Genomic DNA, 16,710 nt, shown 5'->3' with positions numbered 1-16,710 from the left:
TCATTCATGGCAAAGTTTTTTATCGATCGCCCGATCTTTGCTTGGGTGATCGCCATTGTCATCATGCTGGCCGGTGCGCTTTCGATTCTGAAGCTGCCGGTCTCGCAGTACCCGCCGATCGCACCGCCGTCCGTGCAGATCACCGCCGTCTATCCGGGCGCTTCGGCGCAGACCGTGCAGGATACGGTCACGCAGGTGATCGAGCAGCAGATGAACGGTATCGATCACCTCGAGTACATGTCGTCGACGTCCGACGGCTCGGGTACCGCTCAGATCACGCTGACGTTCGCTCAGGGTACCGACCCGGACATCGCGCAGGTGCAGGTGCAGAACAAGCTGCAGCTCGCCACGCCGCTGCTGCCGCAGCAGGTGCAGCAGCAGGGGATCAAGGTGGCCAAGGCGGCCAAGAACTTCCTGCTGGTGATCGGCGCGTATTCGGACGACGGTGCGATGTCCGACATCGACCTTGCGAACTACATCGCGGCCAACATGCAGGATCCGATCAGCCGTGTGAACGGCGTGGGTCAGGTGCAGCTGTTCGGCTCGCAGTATGCAATGCGCATCTGGGTCGATCCGCAGAAGCTCAACAGCTATAACCTCACGGTCATCGACGTCTCGAACGCCATCCAGGCGCAGAACGTGCAGATCTCGGCCGGTGAGCTGGGCGGTGCGCCGGCGGTGAAGGGCCAGCAGCTCAACGCGACCGTGATGGCGCAAAGCCGTCTGCAGACGCCGGAGCAGTTCCGCAAGATTCTGCTCAAGGTCAACAAGGACGGCTCGCAGGTGCGTCTGGGCGACGTCGCCCGTGTCGAACTCGGCGGCGAGTCGTACCAGATCGTCGCGCGTTATAACGGCAAGCCCGCCGCGGGTCTGGCCATTACGCTGGCCACCGGTGCGAACGCGCTGCAAACGGCCACGGCCGTCAAGCAGCAGGTCTCCGAGCTCGAACCGTACTTCCCGGCCGGCATGAAGGTCGATTACCCGTACGACACCACGCCGTTCGTGAAGATCTCGATCGAGGAAGTGATCAAGACCCTCATCGAAGGTATCGTGCTGGTGTTCCTCGTGATGTATCTGTTCCTGCAGAACCTGCGGGCCACGATCATCCCGACGATTGCCGTGCCGGTGGTGCTGCTCGGTACGTTCGGCATCATGGGTGCCGCGGGCTTCTCGATCAACACGCTGTCGATGTTCGGTCTGGTGCTGGCCATCGGTCTGCTCGTGGACGATGCCATCGTGGTGGTGGAAAACGTCGAACGGGTGATGGCCGAAGAGGGGCTCAGTCCGAAGGAAGCGACGAAGAAGGCCATGGGCCAGATCGTCGGCGCGCTGGTGGGTGTGGCGCTCGTGCTCTCGGCGGTGTTCGTGCCGATGGCATTCTTCGGCGGCTCGACCGGCGCCATCTACCGTCAGTTCTCGCTGACCATCGTGGCGGCCATGGCGCTGTCGGTGCTCGTGGCTATCGTGCTCACGCCGGCCATGTGCGCGACGATCCTCAAGCCGATCAAGAAGGGCGAGGTGCACGAGAAGCGCGGTTTCTTCGGCTGGTTCAACCGCACGTTCGACAACGGTTCGAAGAAGTATCAGAGCCAGGTCGAGCGCATTCTCAAGCGGGGCACGCCGCTCGTGATCGTCTATGTGGTCATCGTGGCAGCGGTGGGCTTCCTGTTCGTGCGCATGCCGACCGCGTTCCTGCCGGACGAGGACCAGGGCTACTTCTTCAACATCGTGCAATTGCCGCCGGGCGCCACGCAGGAGCGCACGCTCGGCGTGATGAAGCAGGTCGAGAAGCACTACCTCGAGAAGGAAAAGGATGCCGTGCGTTCGATCTTCACGGTGACCGGCTTCGGCTTCAACGGCCGTGGTCAGAACGTGGGTATCGCATTCACGATGATGAAGCCGTGGGATCAGCGCCAGTCGTCCGATCTCAAGGTGCAGTCGGTGATCGCACGCTCCTATCAGGCTTTCGCGAGCGTGAAGGACGCGATGATCTTCGCGGTCAACCCACCGTCGGTGCCTGAACTCGGCAACGCGGGCGGTATCGACTTCGAGTTGCAGGATCGCGCGGGCCTTGGCCACGACGCGCTCATTGCGGCCCGTAATCAGTTCCTCGGAATGGCCGCGAAGAACCCGAATCTCGCGAACATGCGTCCGAACGGCCTCGAAGACACGCCGCAGTACAAGGTGGACGTCGACGAGGAGAAGGCCTCCGCGCTGGGTCTGTCGATTGCCGACGTGTACGGCACGCTCTCGGCATCGTGGGGTTCGTCGTACGTGAACGACTTCATCGACCATGGTCGCGTGAAGAAGGTCTACGTGATGGCCGAACCGAAGGACCGCATGCTGCCGCAGGACATCAACAAGCTGTACGTGCGCAACTCCAGCGGAAAGATGGTGCCGTTCTCGGCGTTCGCGACCGGCAAGTGGATTTACGGCTCGCCGCGTCTGGAGCGTTACAACGGTGTGCCTGCCGTGGAAATCCAGGGTGTGCCGGCACCGGGCAAGTCTTCGGGCGATGCCATGCGGGCGGTCGAGGAGATCGCGAAGCAACTGCCGCCGGGGATCGGCCTGGAGTGGACGGGGCTGTCGTTCGAAGAACGCATTTCGGGTGCGCAGGCGCCGGCGCTGTATGCGATCTCCATCCTGATCGTGTTCCTGTGTCTGGCCGCGTTGTACGAAAGCTGGTCGATTCCGTTCTCGGTGATTCTGGTGGTGCCGCTGGGCGTGTTGGGCGCACTGCTGGCCGCCACGCTGCGCGGATTGTCGAACGACGTGTACTTCCAGGTGGGTCTGTTGACCACCGTGGGGCTGTCGGCGAAGAACGCGATTCTGATCGTGGAATTCGCCAAGGATCTGCAGGAGCAGGGCCGCACCCTGATGGAAGCGACGATGGAAGCGGTGCGATTGCGTTTGCGTCCGATTCTGATGACGTCGATGGCGTTCATTCTCGGTGTGCTGCCGCTCGCGATTTCGAACGGTGCAGGCTCGGCGTCGCAGCACGCGATCGGTACCGGCGTGATCGGCGGTATGCTGGCGGCAACGTTCCTCGCGATCTACTACGTGCCGCTCTTCTTCGTGATGGTGCGCAAGCGCTTCGCGCACGAGGATCTGGACACGGTGGAGCATCCGGAAGCCCGTCATGACCCGGACGCAACCGACGGCCCCGCCAAGGAAGGAAACTGACCTATGAAGCACAAAGCATTGCCGATTGCCTTGGCGGCAGCGTTACTGGCAGGTTGTACCCTCGCGCCGCACTATGAGCGGCCCGAGGCGCCGATCGCCACGACGTTCCCCAACGGTCCGGCCTACAAGACGCCTGCAGGGGCGAACCAGAACGGCGCCACCAACGCGAATGCGGTGGCGGCCGCCGATCTGGGCTGGCGTGACTTCTTCACGGACCCTCGTCTGCAGAAGCTGATCGAGATCGCGTTGCAGAACAACCGCGATCTGCGCGTGTCGATGCTCAACATCGAAGCCGCGCGTGCGCAGTACCAGATCCAGCGCTCGGCGCTGCTGCCCTCGATCGGGGCGGCGGGGCAGGCGTCGGTGCAGCGCACGCCGGCGGACATGACGGCGTCGGGGCGGGCGGGCATCAGCCGCAGCTATCAGGTCGGCGTGGGCTTCACGTCGTACGAACTCGATCTGTTCGGTCGTATCCAGAGCCTGAAGGACCAGGCGTTGGAGACGTACCTGGCGACCGAGGACACGGCCAAGGCGGCGCACATCACGCTCGTCTCGGAAGTGGCCACGGCTTACCTGACGTGGCTTGCCGATCAGGAACTGCTGCGACTCACTGCCGATACGCTCAAGAGCCAACAATCGTCGTATGACCTGACCAAGCGCAGCTTCAACGTGGGGACGGCCTCCGGGCTGGATCTGCGTCAGGCGCAGACGCCGGTCGATACGGCGCGGGCCAACTTCGCGCAGTACACGCGTCAGGTCGCGCAGGACGAGAACGCGCTCGCGTTGCTCATCGGCCAGCCGCTGCCTGCCGATCTGCCGCCGGGGCGCTCGCTCGACGGACAGGGGCTGCTGACCGATCTGCCCGCCGGGTTGCCGTCCGATCTGCTGCTGCGTCGCCCGGACGTGACCGCCGCCGAGCATACGCTCAAGGGCGCCAACGCCAATATCGGTGCAGCACGCGCGGCGTTCTTCCCGTCGATCTCGCTCACGGCGAACGCCGGCACGGCCAGTGCGTCGTTGAGCAATCTGTTCAAGGGCGGGCAGGGGGCATGGTCATTCGCACCGACCATCACGCTGCCGATCTTCGCGGGTGGGCAGAACGTTGCCAACCTCGATCTGGCCAAGGTGCAAAAGCGCATCGAGATCGCCAACTACGAGAAGGCGATTCAGACGGCGTTCCGCGAAGTGTCCGATGGGCTGGCCGCGCGCGGCACGCTCGACGACCAGATCGCGGCGCAGGAATCGCTCGTCAAGGCGAGCGAGGAGAGCTACAAGCTCTCGGACCTGCGCTATCGCAACGGCGTGGACAGCTATCTCAACGCGCTGGTCTCGCAGCGTTCGCTGTACTCGGCGCAACAGACGCTGATCGCCACGCGTCTGGCGCGCTGGAGCAACCTCGTCACGCTGTACAAGGCGCTCGGCGGCGGTTGGGAAGAGCGCACGGTGCCGGCGAATGCGGATGCGGCGTCGGCGCCGGCAGCCTCTGCGTCGTGACCGTTCGAGGCGGGGACGCGGTGTGAATCGCGCGATCGCCTCGCCACGACGCAAAACTTGAACGTCGAAACACCCGGCCACGTGCCGGGTGTTTTGCATTCCGGCGCGCATCCTATGCGCTCGATCCTCTTGGTTCCCGAGAGGTTTAGACGCACGCTTCTACGCTCACCTCTACCTCGTGCGGGGCTTCGTCGCTATCCTGATCGCGTTGTATTCGCAACACCCCGAGCGTCGACGCGAGTGCTCTCGCGCATGCCTTTTTTCATGCGTCGGCAAGGCGTCGCGAGGGGCACTGACAAGCTGACGGTTTTTCCAGGGAGAGACATCATGAGCGATCTGCAAGCCCGATTCGACGAGGCGGTAGCCCAGTCGAAGACGCTGCCCGAGCGCCCCGACAATTTCACGCTGCTGCGCATTTATGCGCTCTACAAGCAAGGCACCGAGGGCGATGTGAGCGGCGCACGTCCCGGCATGACCGACTTCGTCGGCCGCGCCAAGTACGACGCCTGGGAAATGCTCAAGGGTCAGCCGAAAGAGGAAGTGCAACAGCGCTACATCGAGCTCATCGATTCGCTCAAGGGTTGAGAGGAAGGATGGACGCTACCGGCAGCGTAATGCAGTGACAGTGCCATACGGCGAGCCAGGAGACGGCGACTTCGGTCGCCGTTTTTTATGGACGCGAGATTTGCGGCGGCGCTGTTGGATCGGCGCGTTACTCGCGATGTTGCGTGTGAGAAGTGTGGTGGCGCATGGAGGGGTAGGTTTCGCGGTGCCGTCCGATTGGCGCGAGAGGGGGCGGCAAGCGACGATGGACTCGTCATCAACGAGACGAGGGATCGCACCATGCAACAGGATCGACGACACCAACAGCGCCGCGCAGATCGGCAGGCTTTGCGCGACCGCCTGGCTGCGTCTGTGGGCACGTGGGCGCGGCACCGGCAGCATGTACCGCCGCGGGATGCCGGACGTCGCCAGGGACGGACGCCATGGCCCGGAAAGCCGTCAGCCAGCGACGCACCGCAATGCGAACGCGCGGGCGGCGCACGGCGCAGAATGCTGACCCGCGGCGCGGCGCTGCTGGAGATCACCGTCACGCTGGCGGCGTTGATGGCTGGCGCCGAAGGCTTTTCCCGATGGCAGGCGGCGGGGGCCATGGCGGCGACGACATCGGTCGCACCGATGCGCAGCGAGTCACAAGCGGCGAGCGTGACGAGGGACGCCACGCGTACCGTGCCCGTCGCCGGTGTGGCACGCAACGACAGGGGCGGCGCATGGTGACCCTCGCAATGACGGCAGGAGGTGCGCTTGCGGTCTCGACCGCAGGCGGAGTGGCTATGGCGCCGCCACTCGGAAAATTGCGTGTTCGTACGCCGCACACGCCGCACACGCCGCGCATGGCGGGCTTCACTCTGCTGGAATGCGTGGTGGCCATGCCGCTCGGGCTGTTGATCGTGATGGCGGCCACGGCCATCTATCTCGCCGGTTTGCGACTATGGCGGACCCAGGCCGAGCGGTACGACGTCAACGAGCGTGCGGTTTTCGCGCTGACACAGCTCTCGCGTGCGGTGGCAATCGCCGGCTACCGGAACTGGGATCCGATCGAAGGCGGCCTTGCGCCATCGACGGGTGGCGGCCGGCGCGACTGGCCGTCGATACGTGCAAGCGCCGAGTGCGCCGGTGCGGTCGACAATTGCCCGCGTCGCGGCTGGCAGGGTAGTTCGCTGCTGGAGGTGCAGTATCACGGCGCGGGCTTCATCAAGGGCAACGGCGCGGTTCAGAATTGCGCTGGACATCGCGCCATCGGCATCGCACAAACGGACATGCGACATCGCAGTCACTTCTATGTCGACAAGGGCGACGACGGCGTTCCTTCGCTTTTTTGCCGCTATGGCGACCAGCGAACGCTGCCGCCGAAGCTGCACCCTGGTCAGGTGCTGGTGAGCGGGGTGGAGGCGATGTACATCCGACTGGGATTTCGCGCGGGGTCGTCCGGCGCTTTGCGTTGGGTCGATCCCGTCAAAAGCGCGCGCCGCAAGCCGCCGGTAGCACCGCGCGGCGAAGGTGGTTGGGAGAATGTGGCGGCCGTGGCGATATCGCTGGTCATGCGAGGTGCGCCGCGGCGCGGCGGCAAGGCGCGAGCGACGCGTGTCGTCGAAGTCTTCGATGCCTCGTCCGGCGGGCGCGACTTCAGGCAGTTGAGTAACGCCGGCGACGTTCATCTGCACGTGTTCAACGCGGTGGTCCATCGCCGCAATGACGGCGGCATCGGCGAGGTGGCGCCATGGTTGGCGTCTTCATGGTGATGTGGCTCGCGGCGCTCATGGCGCTGGCCGCGTCCGGCATGCAGCATCGACAGTTGGCGAACCGCTTCATGGCCTACGCGAACGATCGTGTGAAAGCGTTCGACGCGGCGGATCGCGCGCTTGCCGATGCACGCCATCGGCTGACCGACGGTGCCGACGCGCGCGCCATTTCACAGGCGTCGACATTCCAGTCGGGCCCGAACGGCGTGCTCCCGGCGCAGCAGCGTGACGCGGACTGGTCTCGGACCTGGCAGTCCCGATGGCAGAAGGTCGACTGGCGGCGTCACGACATCGTCGTGCGGGTTCACAAGGCCCGCTATTTCATCGAGCGGATCGCATCGAGTGCCTACGAGGCGGATGGCGACGCACGTAACGCATTGGTGCGCCGCTACCGGGTGAGTGCGATGGGTTGCGGGGATTTGCCGAGCACGCGCGTCTACCTGCAGGCGATCTACGAGGTCCGCCGACGCGAATCGCTGAAGCGGGACGGCGCCGCACCATCGTTTGCTTTGCGCCCGCTCAGTTGGCGAGAGGTGGTGTCATGGGACGACAGCGCAATCAGGTCGTCGGCATTGACGGCACGCAGCGAGAGTTGCGATGAGACGTGAGAGGGCTTGTGGCGGGCGGGGCATCCTGCAACGCCTGAAGTGGTCGGGGCGCCGCAAAGACCCGATGCGCTCGAGATGCTCGGGATGCTCGATATGCCCGACGCACCTGATGTGCCCAAGGTCGCGTGGCGTTACGCTGCTGGAGTGCGTCGTTGTCGTGTCGTTGCTGGCTATTGCGCTGCTGGCCGCCTCGCCGTCGATCGAGGCGGCCCGTCGCCGGGTGTCGGTCGACATCACGGCGCGTGCGCTGCTCGCGTCGATGCAGGCGGCGCGGGCCGAGGCGCTTGGCCGCCACCAACGCGTGGCGATGACGCCGAACGACGGCCGGAGTCTGAGCAGTGGATGGATGACGTTCGTCGACAGCAACCGGAACGACCGTCTCGATGTGGGCGAGCGATTGCTGGGGCGGTACGCGCCGCTACCGCGGGGCGTGCGGATCGAAGCGCGATGGGGACTCTACGGCACGCTGGGACTGGCGTTCGCCGAGGATGGCTTCATCAGGACAGAGGAGCACAACTGGGTGTCGGGCACGGTGCGGGTAACGGGGCACGGCCGGCGCATCTGCATCACGATCAATGCCTATGGTCGGCCTCGCATGGCCCGACGTTGCGACCCGTAGTCGCGAACGGCAGGGCCGAGGGGATCACATCACTGGTGGGGTGCCGCTTTCGTGATTTCCGCTTGGGGAACTGCGGGTGTCGCCGGTAGCGCTGGTGTGTCCTGCCGCGGCGTCGTCCGCAGGAGGTGCCGATGACTTCGTCGACGCTTGCCAGAGCTTGATGCCTTGCCAGGCGAGCACGCCGAGGCCGCCCCACTTCAGGCTGCGGCGCAATACGCGACCGACGGGCGTATGCGAGAGGCCGGTGAGGGCGAGGGAGGCAACGGAGCTCACGAGCGGATAGCGTTCGAGCAGGCCGCCGAGTTTGAGGCCGGAATTGGCAAGACCGCCAATGCCGGAGAGCTTGGACAAGCCGCCTGGGAGCAGATAACGGATCCAGCGGAAGTTGCGCAGGCGCTCGCGTGTGACGCGCGAGGCCTGGATCAGCTCGGCGCGTTCGACGGCGATGCGCGTGAGAACGAGCTCCTTGCGAATGGCAAGCAGTTCGTGGCGTGAACGTCGCGACGGCCGGGTGCGGCGGGGGCGATTCGGTTCCAGCGGCACGGGCAGATCTCCTTCAGTCCGGACGCAGTGCGTCGCGGTCCTTTTCGAACTCGGCCAGTGTGGCCTCGAATGGCATCGGGGCGTCGCGCAGGATGTTGCGCGCGCGCGCGGCACACCATGCGGCGAGCGCGAGGTACACGATGAAGATGCCGGTCATCGCCTGCAGGCGGTAGGTGTCCCAGAAAATCACGATCACCAGCGCGGTCAGCGACACGAGCGCGAGCGCGCTGAAGAGCATCGCGGCCAGGCCGAGAAAGGCCGCGCCCATGAGGCGCTCTTTTTCTTCGGTCAGTTCGATGCCGATGAGTTCGATGCGCGACTGCACGATCTCGAGCATCGCACCGGCAAGTCGCCGCAGCGAGGGCCGCGGCGGGGGCGTGCGATCATTGTCGGTCATGGGTGGGTCTTGAGCTGAACTCGGATGGCCGCCCGACCCGTCGCTCCGGTCAGGCGGACGCCACCCTGGGCGGAGTGGGCGAAGAAGTGACCTACGCCGGCGGAAGCTTACTTGCGGTTGAGCAGCAACCCGATCACCACGCCGATGCCGGCCGCAATGCCCACGGCCTGCCACGGATGGTCGTGCACGTAGTCATCGGTGGCGCGAGCGGCCTGCTTGCTCTTCTCCACGACGACGACCTGCACGTCGGATGCCTTTTCCTTGGCTTGCTTGAGCAGCGTCAGGGCCTTGTCGCTCAGTTCGGAGGCGCGCTCACCGGTCGTGTTGGCGGCTTGTTTGAGCAGATCTTCGGCGTCGGCCAAGACGGTTTTGATGTCGGTCATGAACTTCTCCTTGTTGGTGTGCGATTGCGACATGGTCATCACCCGTGTTTCTGGGGGAGGGAAATTGCGAAAGGGAATGAGTGTTATCGTAACCCTTTCGAGGTGTCGTTGCCATAAAACAACACTGAATCAGGGCTATATTTCGAATAATTATTTGCAACAAATTTTTTATTCGTTCTGGCTAAGCTTAGCATCCTTTAGTCTTTACCCACTCAGTTGAAGGATCTCAAGGAGACCGTAAATGACTTTGCGTTTGGGTGACATCGCTCCCGACTTCGAGCAGGATTCGTCGGTTGGCAAAATCAAATTTCACGAATTTCTCGGCGACAGCTGGGGCGTGCTCTTTTCGCACCCGGCGGACTACACGCCGGTGTGCACGACTGAATTGGGTCTGACCGCAAAACTCAAGGGCGAGTTCGAGAAACGCAACGTGAAGGCCATCGCGCTGTCGGTGGACGACGTCGATTCGCACAAGGGCTGGATCAACGACATCAACGAAACCCAGAACACTTCGGTCAACTTCCCGATCCTGGCCGACGGCGATCGCAAGGTTTCGCAGCTCTATGACATGATTCATCCGAACGCCAACGAGACCCTCACGGTCCGTTCGCTGTTCGTGATCGATCCGAAGAAGAAGGTGCGTCTGATCATCACGTACCCGGCCAGTACGGGCCGCAATTTCGACGAAGTGCTGCGCGTCATCGACTCGCTGCAACTGACCGACAACTACTCGGTGGCCACGCCGGGTAACTGGAAGGATGGCGACGATGTCGTGATCGTTCCGTCGCTCAAGGACGAAGCCGTGCTCAAGGAGAAATTCCCGAAGGGCTACAAGGCCGTGCGTCCGTATCTGCGTCTCACGCCGCAGCCGAACAAGTAATCCGGCGCAGCACTGCAGACGAAAAAAGCCAGCGTGGAAACGCTGGCTTTTTGTTTGGTACGCGCCGTTGCCCCGGGGATTGACGGCCCGCGAAGTGCGGCCTGGGAAACGACGCGTACCAGACAAGTCGACAGGTCTCGCGTGTTGCTGCACGTCTTCGCATCGCCAGCGGAGCCGGCGATGCTCGCGAGACCTGTGACACGCGGCGGCGTGTCGATCAGAAGAAGGCCTGGATTCCCGTTTGGGCGCGGCCCAGGATCAGCGCGTGGATGTCGTGCGTACCTTCGTAGGTGTTGACCACTTCGAGGTTCACGAGATGACGTGCGATGCCGAATTCGTCCGAAATGCCGTTGCCGCCGAGCATGTCGCGTGCCAGGCGTGCCACGTCCAGAGCCTTGCCGCACGAGTTGCGCTTCATGATCGAGGTGATTTCGACGGCGGCGGTGCCTTCATCCTTCATGCGGCCCAGGCGCAGGCAGCCTTGCAGGCCCAGCGTGATTTCCGTTTGCATGTCGGCCAGCTTCTTCTGAATCAGCTGGTTCGCGGCGAGCGGGCGGCCGAACTGTTGACGGTCGAGCACATATTGACGGGCGGTGTGCCAGCAGAACTCGGCGGCGCCCAGTGCACCCCAGGCGATACCGTAGCGTGCGGAATTCAGGCAGGTGAACGGGCCCTTCAGGCCGGAGACACCCGGCATGAGGTTGTCTTCCGGCACGAAGACCTGATCCATGACGATCTCGCCGGTGATCGACGCGCGCAGCCCGACCTTGCCGTGAATGGCAGGAGCGGACAGACCCTTCCAACCCTTCTCGAGGATGAAGCCGCGAATCTTCTCCTCGCCGTTGTCGTCGGCGAGCTTGGCCCAGACCACGAACACGTCGGCAATCGGCGAGTTGGTGATCCACATCTTGCCACCGGTCAATTCATAGCCACCGGCGACCTTCCTGGCGCGCGTGGTCATGCCGGCCGGGTCCGAGCCATGGTTCGGTTCGGTCAGGCCGAAGCAGCCGATCCATTCGCCGCTGGCGAGCTTGGGCAGATACTTCTGCTTCTGGGCTTCGCTGCCGAATTCGAAGATCGGCACCATGACGAGCGACGATTGCACGGACATCATCGAGCGATAGCCCGAGTCCACGCGTTCGACTTCACGCGCGATCAGGCCGTAGGCGACGTAGTTCAGGCCCGGGCCGCCGTACTGTTCCGGAATCGTCGGGCCGAGCAGGCCGATCTCGCCCATCTCGCGGAAGATCGCGGCGTCAGTGCGCTCGTGACGGAACGCTTCGAGCACGCGCGGCGCGAGTTTGTCGTTCGCGTAAGCCGCTGCGGCGTCGCGAATCATGCGCTCGTCGCTGGTGAGCTGCGCGTCGAGCAACAGCGGATCTTCCCAATTGAACTGTGCACTGCCTGCCATGACCTATCTCCTCCGATGTCCTCGAAAACTCACTGATGCGATCCGCGCCGACTGTTCCCGCGTCCCTGCCGGGAAGTCCGATCGCTTGACGAAAGTTCCGCGATGCGGAACAATGTTCTGAAATCGAAGTTAGTTTAACACTAAACTTTTTTGTCCGGCAACGGCATTGTCGGCCTTGGCGCGTCCTGGGGCGCGGCGGCCGAATCCATACGAAGTGGAGTGCGCGATGGTTGTGGTCAAAACGTCTTTGTCTGCTTTTTCCGGTGCACCGGCGCATGGTGTGCCGCCGTCGCACGATGAGCGCAAGTTCGTCACGGCGTTGGCGCGGGGTCTGGAGTTGTTGCGGGCGTTCGGGCCGGACGACAGTCTGCTGGGCAATCGCGACTTTGCCGCGCGTACCGGTTTGCCGAAGGCGACGGTGAGTCGGCTGGCCTACACGCTCACCGAACTCGGGTATCTGCGTTACGACGCCGAGCTGGGCAAGTACGCACTCGACGCGGGTGTCCTGGCCCTGGGCTACGCGTTCCTGAACGGGACCGACATGCTCACGCTGGCGCGCCCGCATATGCGGGCGTTGGCGAAGGAGATGGGATGCTCGATTTCGCTCGGCTGCCGCGAGGGGATCGACATGATGTACCTGGAGACCATTCGCAGCGATGCGGCGCATCTCACTCTTGGGCTGACGGCGGGCTCACGGCTGTCCATGCTGACGAGTTCGATGGGACGTGTCTATCTTGCGGCCATGACGCCGACTGAGCGCGAGACGATGCTCTCCGACCTGCACGATGCGTACGATGCGAATCCTTCGGCACTGCGCAATGTTGGATGGGATGCGTTGCAAGCTGCGGTCGACAAGGGGATCGAATCGTACAAACGTGAAGGTTGTTGCTATTCGTTCCGGGAGTGGCATGAGGGGGTGAATGCGGTGGCAGTGCCGTTGCGCGACGTCCGGCAGAACCGCTGGCTCGCGATCAGTTGCAGCGGGCCGTCGTCGTCGATTCCCGACACAGTGTTCCGTGACGAAATCGGACCGCGGTTGAAGCAGCTTGCTGCTCGGTTGAGTGGGCAGGTTTGAGGGGCTCCGTGTCCTGAAACTCAGCGGTAAATCGGGTTGGGGGCCACCCACGGCGCTCCACCTGAAAGTCGCTTCGCGGGTGGCCCCCCACCCGATTCGCAAACGCAATTGATGCGACGACACCGAGCGGGGCGCCAAGGGATGTGAGTTAATCGGGCACGCGAGTGCGGACTCTACACCCCGAACCCAGTGGTAAATCGGGTTGGGGGCCACCCACGGTGCTCCACCTGAAAGTCGCTTCGCGGGCGGCCCCCAACCCGATTCGCAAACGCAATCGATGCGACGACACCGAACGAAGTGAAGACCGTGGTGGGTCAGGACACGCGATGGCGGTGATTGTCCGGCCCCTGACGTAGCGACTTAACAAGCATTGGAGCGGAGTCAGGGGCCGGGCAAGCGCCGCTGCCCCGGGTGTCGATAAGTACGCCGACCGTCTTTATGCCAGCGGTTTCACACCCCAGAGCCAATCGCAACGCCCAACGCTACGCATCAAATCCCCCGACACAAAAGAAAAACGCCAGCGCTCATCATGACGAGCGGTGGCGTCAATCATCTCGATGCGGCGACGGACATCGCCGCGCGCGTCACAACAACGTGCGTACGTGCCACAGTTCCGGGAACAGCACGACATCGAGCATCTTGCGCAGGTACGGTGCACCGTTGGTACCGCCCGTGCCTTGCTTGAAGCCGATAATTCGCTCGACCGTCGTCACGTGACGGAAGCGCCATTGACGGAACGCGTCTTCGAGATCGACCAGTTCTTCAGCCATCTCGTAAAGCTCCCAATACTGCGCCGGATTGCGATACACCTCGAGCCAGGCAGATTCCACGGTTTTGTCGTGAGGTGTCGGCTTCGTCCAGTCACGCTCCAGACGCTCCGGCGCAATCGAAAAACCACGACGTGCCAGCAAGCGAACGACCTCGTCGTAGAACGACGGCGCATGAAGTGCTGCCTCCACCTGCTGGAACAGGTCCGGGCGATGCGCATGCGGCTGCAACATCGCGGCATTCTTGTTGCCCAGCATGAACTCCAGAATGCGGTACTGGTATGACTGGAAGCCCGACGAACTGCCCAGCGACGGCCGCATGGATGAATACTCCGACGGCGTCATTGTGGCCAGAACACTCCACGCCTGTACCAACTGCTCCAGAATGCGCGACACGCGGGCCAGCATCTTGAACGCGGGCGGCAACTCGTCGTTGTGCACGGCCGTGCGGGCCGCCTGCAACTCGTACAGCGCCAGCTTCATCCACAACTCGCTCGTCTGATGCTGAATGATGAACAGCATCTCGTTGTGATCGGTCGAGCGCGGATGTTGCGCATTCAGAATCGGATCGAGCGACAAGTAGTCGCCATAGCTCATGCTCTTCGAGAAGTCGAGCTTGGCATCGTGCCACTGCGTTGCGTTGGCAGGCGCGTCCGGGCGCGCGCCCGCGGCGCCCGGCGTGGCGGCATCGGCCGCATCGGCGCTCTGATGCCCGAACGGACATCCGCCTGTGGCGGGGGCTGCGGTCGATGCTTCTTTCACGTCGTGCTTTTCGTTCTTGTCGTGCGGATTGTGTACTGAAGAGGATGTCTTGCTCATCGCCGAAAACTCCCTCTCAGGTCACCGCGCCGCGGCGACGAAACTCGGGCTTGTCCCACGATCCGGTGCTCAGTACGTCACGCAGAATTTCCACCGAATCCCACACGTCGGCAAAGCTGGTGTACAGCGGCGTCATACCGAAACGCATGATGCGCGGCTCGCGATAATCGCCAATCACGCCACGCGCAATCAGCGCCTGGACCACGGCGAAACCCTCCGGATGCTCGAAGCTCACCTGTGAACCGCGCGCAGCATGCTCGCGCGGCGTTACCAGCGTAAGCGGGAACTCGGCGCAACGCTCCTCCACCAGCCTGATGAACAGATCGGTCAGCGCCAGCGACTTGCGACGCAGCGCTTGCATCGACGTCTGCGCAAAAATGTCCAACCCGCACTGCACGAGCGAGAGCGACACGATCGGCTGCGTGCCGCACAGGTAACGGCCGATGCCGTCATCGGGCGTGTACTCCGGCGTCATCGCGAACGGCGTGCGATGGCCCCACCAGCCCGAGAGCGGCTGCCAGAAGGTGTCCTGATGACGTTTGTTGACCCACACGAAAGCCGGAGCGCCCGGGCCGCCGTTCAAGTACTTGTACGTGCAGCCCACGGCGTAATCGGCGCCGGCGCCATTGAGATCCACCGGCACGGCGCCGGCCGAATGGCAGAGATCCCACACGGCCAGCGCGCCAGCCGCATGAATTTCCGCCGTGCGGGCCGTCATGTCGTACATCGCGCCAGTGCGATAGTTCACATGCGTGAGCAGCACCACGGCGACATCGTCGCCGAGCGCGTTCGGCAATTCCTCCGGCGAGTCGATCAGACGCAGCGAGTAACCGTCGTCGAGCAAACGCGTAAGTCCCTGCACGATGTACAGATCGGTCGGGAAGTTGCTGCGCTCCGAGACCACGATCTTGCGCTTTGGTGCACGCGCGCGCTGTGCGTCGAGCGCGGCCGCCATGACTTTGAAGAGGTTGCTCGACGTGGTGTCCGTGACCACCACCTCACCCTTGCCGGCACCGATGATCGGGGCGAGCGCATCGCCGAGCGTGCGCGGCAGCGCAAACCAGTCGGCATCGTTCCAACTGCGAATGAGGCCTTGACCCCACTCGGCCGCGATGACCTCCTGCGCGCGCTTGAGCGATGCGATCGGGCGCGCGCCCAGCGAGTTGCCATCGAGGTAGATCACCCCCGGCGGCAGGTCGAATTGCGCCCGCAGCGGGGCGAGCGGATCGGCCGCGTCGAGGGCCAGACAATCGTTGCGAGAAGACGTCATGGTTTGCGTTGTACCGTGAAAAGCGATGCAAAAATACGAAAGAAGTTCGATGCGAAAGAAGTTCGAAAAAACGTGCCAGGCAACCGTGCCTACCGCCGCACCGCTCAAAGCGAGCGCAGCACCGCGCGCACCGGACTGGCATCGAGCCGCATGAATTTGAGCGGCAAGGCGATGAGCTCGTAGTCGGCCGGCGCGATTTCGTCGAGCACCAGTCCTTCGAGGATCGCCATGCGATGCGCCCGAATGCGATGGTGAGCGTCCATCGTCTTGCTCTCCTGCGGATCGAGCGACGGCGTGTCGATGCCCACGAGCTTCACGCCGTGCGACGCCAGCAGGTCGATGGTTTGCGGCGCCACCGCACAGAATTCGCTGTCCCAGCGCGCAAGCGGCGCGCGTTCGTACGTGCGCAGCAAAACGCGCGAAGGCACGTCGGACAGATACGGCGCAACCATCTCCGGCGTCACGACCGGCGACGCCCCCAGGCAATGAATGACGCGGCACGGCCCGAGATACGTCTCGAGCGCGACATCGCCGATGCATACGCCGTCGTCGTCATAGTGACGCGGCGCATCGGCATGCGCGCCCGTGTGCGGCGACAGCGTGATGCGCCCTACGTTGACCGGACACCCCGGACCGATTTGCCACACCGCCTCTTCCGAGAACGGCGTGTCACCTGGCCAGACGGGCGTGTCGCTCGACAGCGGGGCACTGATGTCCCAGACGCGGCGCTCGTCGCGCGCCTGTGCAGACGGTTTGTGGGGTGCGGTCATGGAGATGCGCAAATGCGTGAATCGATATGCGCATCTTAGAAGAATTCGGGTGGCAAGTGCTTGCGTATTCGCAGGCCTTGATGGACGGAATTGAAATTATCGATAGTATTTTCTGTGCTTTTCAACAGAAAATTCGACAATATTAGGTTGTGATCGAATTTTCAACGATTCGTCATGCCTCGGTCGTC

At 63.4% G+C, this 16,710-nt stretch carries 16 protein-coding genes; 9 read left to right on the top strand and 7 right to left on the bottom strand.

The window, feature by feature from the left end:
• The first annotated feature begins 6 nt into the window (after positions 1 to 6).
• The 7 genes from RO07_RS18520 (at position 7) to RO07_RS18490 (ending at position 8,207) form a co-directional block, all read left to right on the top strand.
• Positions 7 to 3,183, top strand: a complete 3,177-nt coding sequence (locus RO07_RS18520; protein WP_039404758.1) for an efflux RND transporter permease subunit — start codon at positions 7 to 9, stop codon at positions 3,181 to 3,183.
• Between the two features lie 3 nt (positions 3,184 to 3,186).
• Positions 3,187 to 4,677: an AdeC/AdeK/OprM family multidrug efflux complex outer membrane factor gene (adeC, locus tag RO07_RS18515; RefSeq protein WP_039404756.1), complete on the top strand. Its 1,491-nt coding sequence runs from the start codon at positions 3,187 to 3,189 to the stop codon at positions 4,675 to 4,677.
• 327 nt (positions 4,678 to 5,004) lie between these two features.
• On the top strand, positions 5,005 to 5,262 hold the full coding sequence (locus RO07_RS18510; RefSeq protein WP_039404755.1) for an acyl-CoA-binding protein: 258 nt from the start codon (positions 5,005 to 5,007) through the stop codon (positions 5,260 to 5,262).
• 468 nt (positions 5,263 to 5,730) lie between these two features.
• Positions 5,731 to 5,955, top strand: coding sequence for a hypothetical protein (locus RO07_RS26340; protein WP_039404754.1), 225 nt, complete (start codon positions 5,731 to 5,733; stop codon positions 5,953 to 5,955).
• 56 nt (positions 5,956 to 6,011) lie between these two features.
• On the top strand, positions 6,012 to 6,980 hold the full coding sequence (locus tag RO07_RS18500) for a PilW family protein (RefSeq protein ID WP_039404753.1): 969 nt from the start codon (positions 6,012 to 6,014) through the stop codon (positions 6,978 to 6,980).
• A complete protein-coding gene (locus RO07_RS18495) occupies positions 6,959 to 7,588 on the top strand; it encodes a pilus assembly PilX family protein (RefSeq protein WP_084072694.1) in 630 nt (209 codons plus the stop codon). Before RO07_RS18500 ends, RO07_RS18495 begins: the two co-directional genes overlap by 22 nt.
• Entirely contained in the window at positions 7,578 to 8,207 is a 630-nt protein-coding gene (locus RO07_RS18490) for a GspH/FimT family pseudopilin (RefSeq protein ID WP_084072693.1), read from the top strand. The genes RO07_RS18495 and RO07_RS18490 overlap by 11 nt, the downstream gene beginning before the upstream one ends.
• A 24-nt stretch (positions 8,208 to 8,231) precedes the next feature.
• Here RO07_RS18490 and RO07_RS18485 read toward each other — a convergent pair whose 3' ends face one another.
• The 3 genes from RO07_RS18485 to RO07_RS18475 form a co-directional block, all read right to left on the bottom strand.
• The gene (locus RO07_RS18485) at positions 8,232 to 8,750 is read right to left on the bottom strand and encodes a DUF3318 domain-containing protein (protein WP_052266710.1); all 519 of its coding nucleotides are present in this window, start codon (positions 8,748 to 8,750) and stop codon (positions 8,232 to 8,234) included.
• Positions 8,751 to 8,763: 13 nt separating this feature from the next.
• Positions 8,764 to 9,147 carry a phage holin family protein gene (locus RO07_RS18480; protein WP_039404747.1) on the bottom strand — a complete coding sequence of 128 codons (384 nt, stop codon included), beginning with the start codon at positions 9,145 to 9,147 and terminating at the stop codon, positions 8,764 to 8,766.
• 107 nt (positions 9,148 to 9,254) lie between these two features.
• Positions 9,255 to 9,563, bottom strand: coding sequence for an ElaB/YgaM/YqjD family protein (locus RO07_RS18475; protein WP_072637219.1), 309 nt, complete (start codon positions 9,561 to 9,563; stop codon positions 9,255 to 9,257).
• A 208-nt stretch (positions 9,564 to 9,771) separates the two neighbouring features.
• Here RO07_RS18475 and RO07_RS18470 point away from each other — a divergent pair, with 208 nt between their 5' ends.
• Positions 9,772 to 10,410, top strand: a complete 639-nt coding sequence (locus RO07_RS18470) for a peroxiredoxin (RefSeq protein WP_039404746.1) — start codon at positions 9,772 to 9,774, stop codon at positions 10,408 to 10,410.
• A 217-nt stretch (positions 10,411 to 10,627) separates the two neighbouring features.
• On the opposite strand, the gene RO07_RS18465 is transcribed toward RO07_RS18470, so the two are convergent.
• Positions 10,628 to 11,821 carry an acyl-CoA dehydrogenase gene (locus tag RO07_RS18465; protein WP_039404745.1) on the bottom strand — a complete coding sequence of 398 codons (1,194 nt, stop codon included), beginning with the start codon at positions 11,819 to 11,821 and terminating at the stop codon, positions 10,628 to 10,630.
• A 226-nt stretch (positions 11,822 to 12,047) separates the two neighbouring features.
• Between RO07_RS18465 and RO07_RS18460 the strand changes: the two genes are divergently transcribed.
• A complete protein-coding gene (locus tag RO07_RS18460) occupies positions 12,048 to 12,896 on the top strand; it encodes an IclR family transcriptional regulator (RefSeq protein WP_237171292.1) in 849 nt (282 codons plus the stop codon).
• Between the two features lie 584 nt (positions 12,897 to 13,480).
• Here RO07_RS18460 and kynA read toward each other — a convergent pair.
• From kynA to kynB, 3 genes are all read right to left on the bottom strand, one after another.
• The gene (gene kynA, locus RO07_RS18455) at positions 13,481 to 14,482 is read right to left on the bottom strand and encodes a tryptophan 2,3-dioxygenase (RefSeq protein ID WP_084072692.1); all 1,002 of its coding nucleotides are present in this window, start codon (positions 14,480 to 14,482) and stop codon (positions 13,481 to 13,483) included.
• 16 nt (positions 14,483 to 14,498) lie between these two features.
• On the bottom strand, positions 14,499 to 15,752 hold the full coding sequence (kynU, locus tag RO07_RS18450; protein WP_039404741.1) for a kynureninase: 1,254 nt from the start codon (positions 15,750 to 15,752) through the stop codon (positions 14,499 to 14,501).
• Between the two features lie 104 nt (positions 15,753 to 15,856).
• Positions 15,857 to 16,522: an arylformamidase gene (kynB, locus tag RO07_RS18445; protein ID WP_052266709.1), complete on the bottom strand. Its 666-nt coding sequence runs from the start codon at positions 16,520 to 16,522 to the stop codon at positions 15,857 to 15,859.
• Positions 16,523 to 16,710 lie beyond the last annotated feature (188 nt).

This window comes from Pandoraea pulmonicola (assembly GCF_000815105.2).
Taxonomy (GTDB): Bacteria; Pseudomonadota; Gammaproteobacteria; order Burkholderiales; family Burkholderiaceae; genus Pandoraea; species Pandoraea pulmonicola.
Note: the sequence above shows the minus strand (reverse complement) of the source record. Positions and strands in the feature narration are given on the sequence as shown.

What these genes read in the sequence shown, in the direction of transcription:
- RO07_RS18500 (WP_039404753.1), top strand. Translation starts at nt 6,012, where the DNA reads ATGGCGCCGCCACTCGGAAAATTGCGTGTTCGTACGCCGCACACGCCG.
- RO07_RS18520 (WP_039404758.1), top strand. Translation starts at nt 7, where the DNA reads ATGGCAAAGTTTTTTATCGATCGCCCGATCTTTGCTTGGGTGATCGCC.
- kynB (WP_052266709.1), bottom strand. Translation starts at nt 16,522, where the DNA reads ATGACCGCACCCCACAAACCGTCTGCACAGGCGCGCGACGAGCGCCGC.
- RO07_RS18475 (WP_072637219.1), bottom strand. Translation starts at nt 9,563, where the DNA reads ATGTCGCAATCGCACACCAACAAGGAGAAGTTCATGACCGACATCAAA.
- RO07_RS18470 (WP_039404746.1), top strand. Translation starts at nt 9,772, where the DNA reads ATGACTTTGCGTTTGGGTGACATCGCTCCCGACTTCGAGCAGGATTCG.
- RO07_RS26340 (WP_039404754.1), top strand. Translation starts at nt 5,731, where the DNA reads ATGCTGACCCGCGGCGCGGCGCTGCTGGAGATCACCGTCACGCTGGCG.
- RO07_RS18460 (WP_237171292.1), top strand. Translation starts at nt 12,048, where the DNA reads ATGGTTGTGGTCAAAACGTCTTTGTCTGCTTTTTCCGGTGCACCGGCG.
- kynA (WP_084072692.1), bottom strand. Translation starts at nt 14,482, where the DNA reads ATGAGCAAGACATCCTCTTCAGTACACAATCCGCACGACAAGAACGAA.
- RO07_RS18465 (WP_039404745.1), bottom strand. Translation starts at nt 11,821, where the DNA reads ATGGCAGGCAGTGCACAGTTCAATTGGGAAGATCCGCTGTTGCTCGAC.
- kynU (WP_039404741.1), bottom strand. Translation starts at nt 15,752, where the DNA reads ATGACGTCTTCTCGCAACGATTGTCTGGCCCTCGACGCGGCCGATCCG.
- adeC (WP_039404756.1), top strand. Translation starts at nt 3,187, where the DNA reads ATGAAGCACAAAGCATTGCCGATTGCCTTGGCGGCAGCGTTACTGGCA.
- RO07_RS18495 (WP_084072694.1), top strand. Translation starts at nt 6,959, where the DNA reads ATGGTTGGCGTCTTCATGGTGATGTGGCTCGCGGCGCTCATGGCGCTG.
- RO07_RS18490 (WP_084072693.1), top strand. Translation starts at nt 7,578, where the DNA reads ATGAGACGTGAGAGGGCTTGTGGCGGGCGGGGCATCCTGCAACGCCTG.
- RO07_RS18510 (WP_039404755.1), top strand. Translation starts at nt 5,005, where the DNA reads ATGAGCGATCTGCAAGCCCGATTCGACGAGGCGGTAGCCCAGTCGAAG.
- RO07_RS18480 (WP_039404747.1), bottom strand. Translation starts at nt 9,147, where the DNA reads ATGACCGACAATGATCGCACGCCCCCGCCGCGGCCCTCGCTGCGGCGA.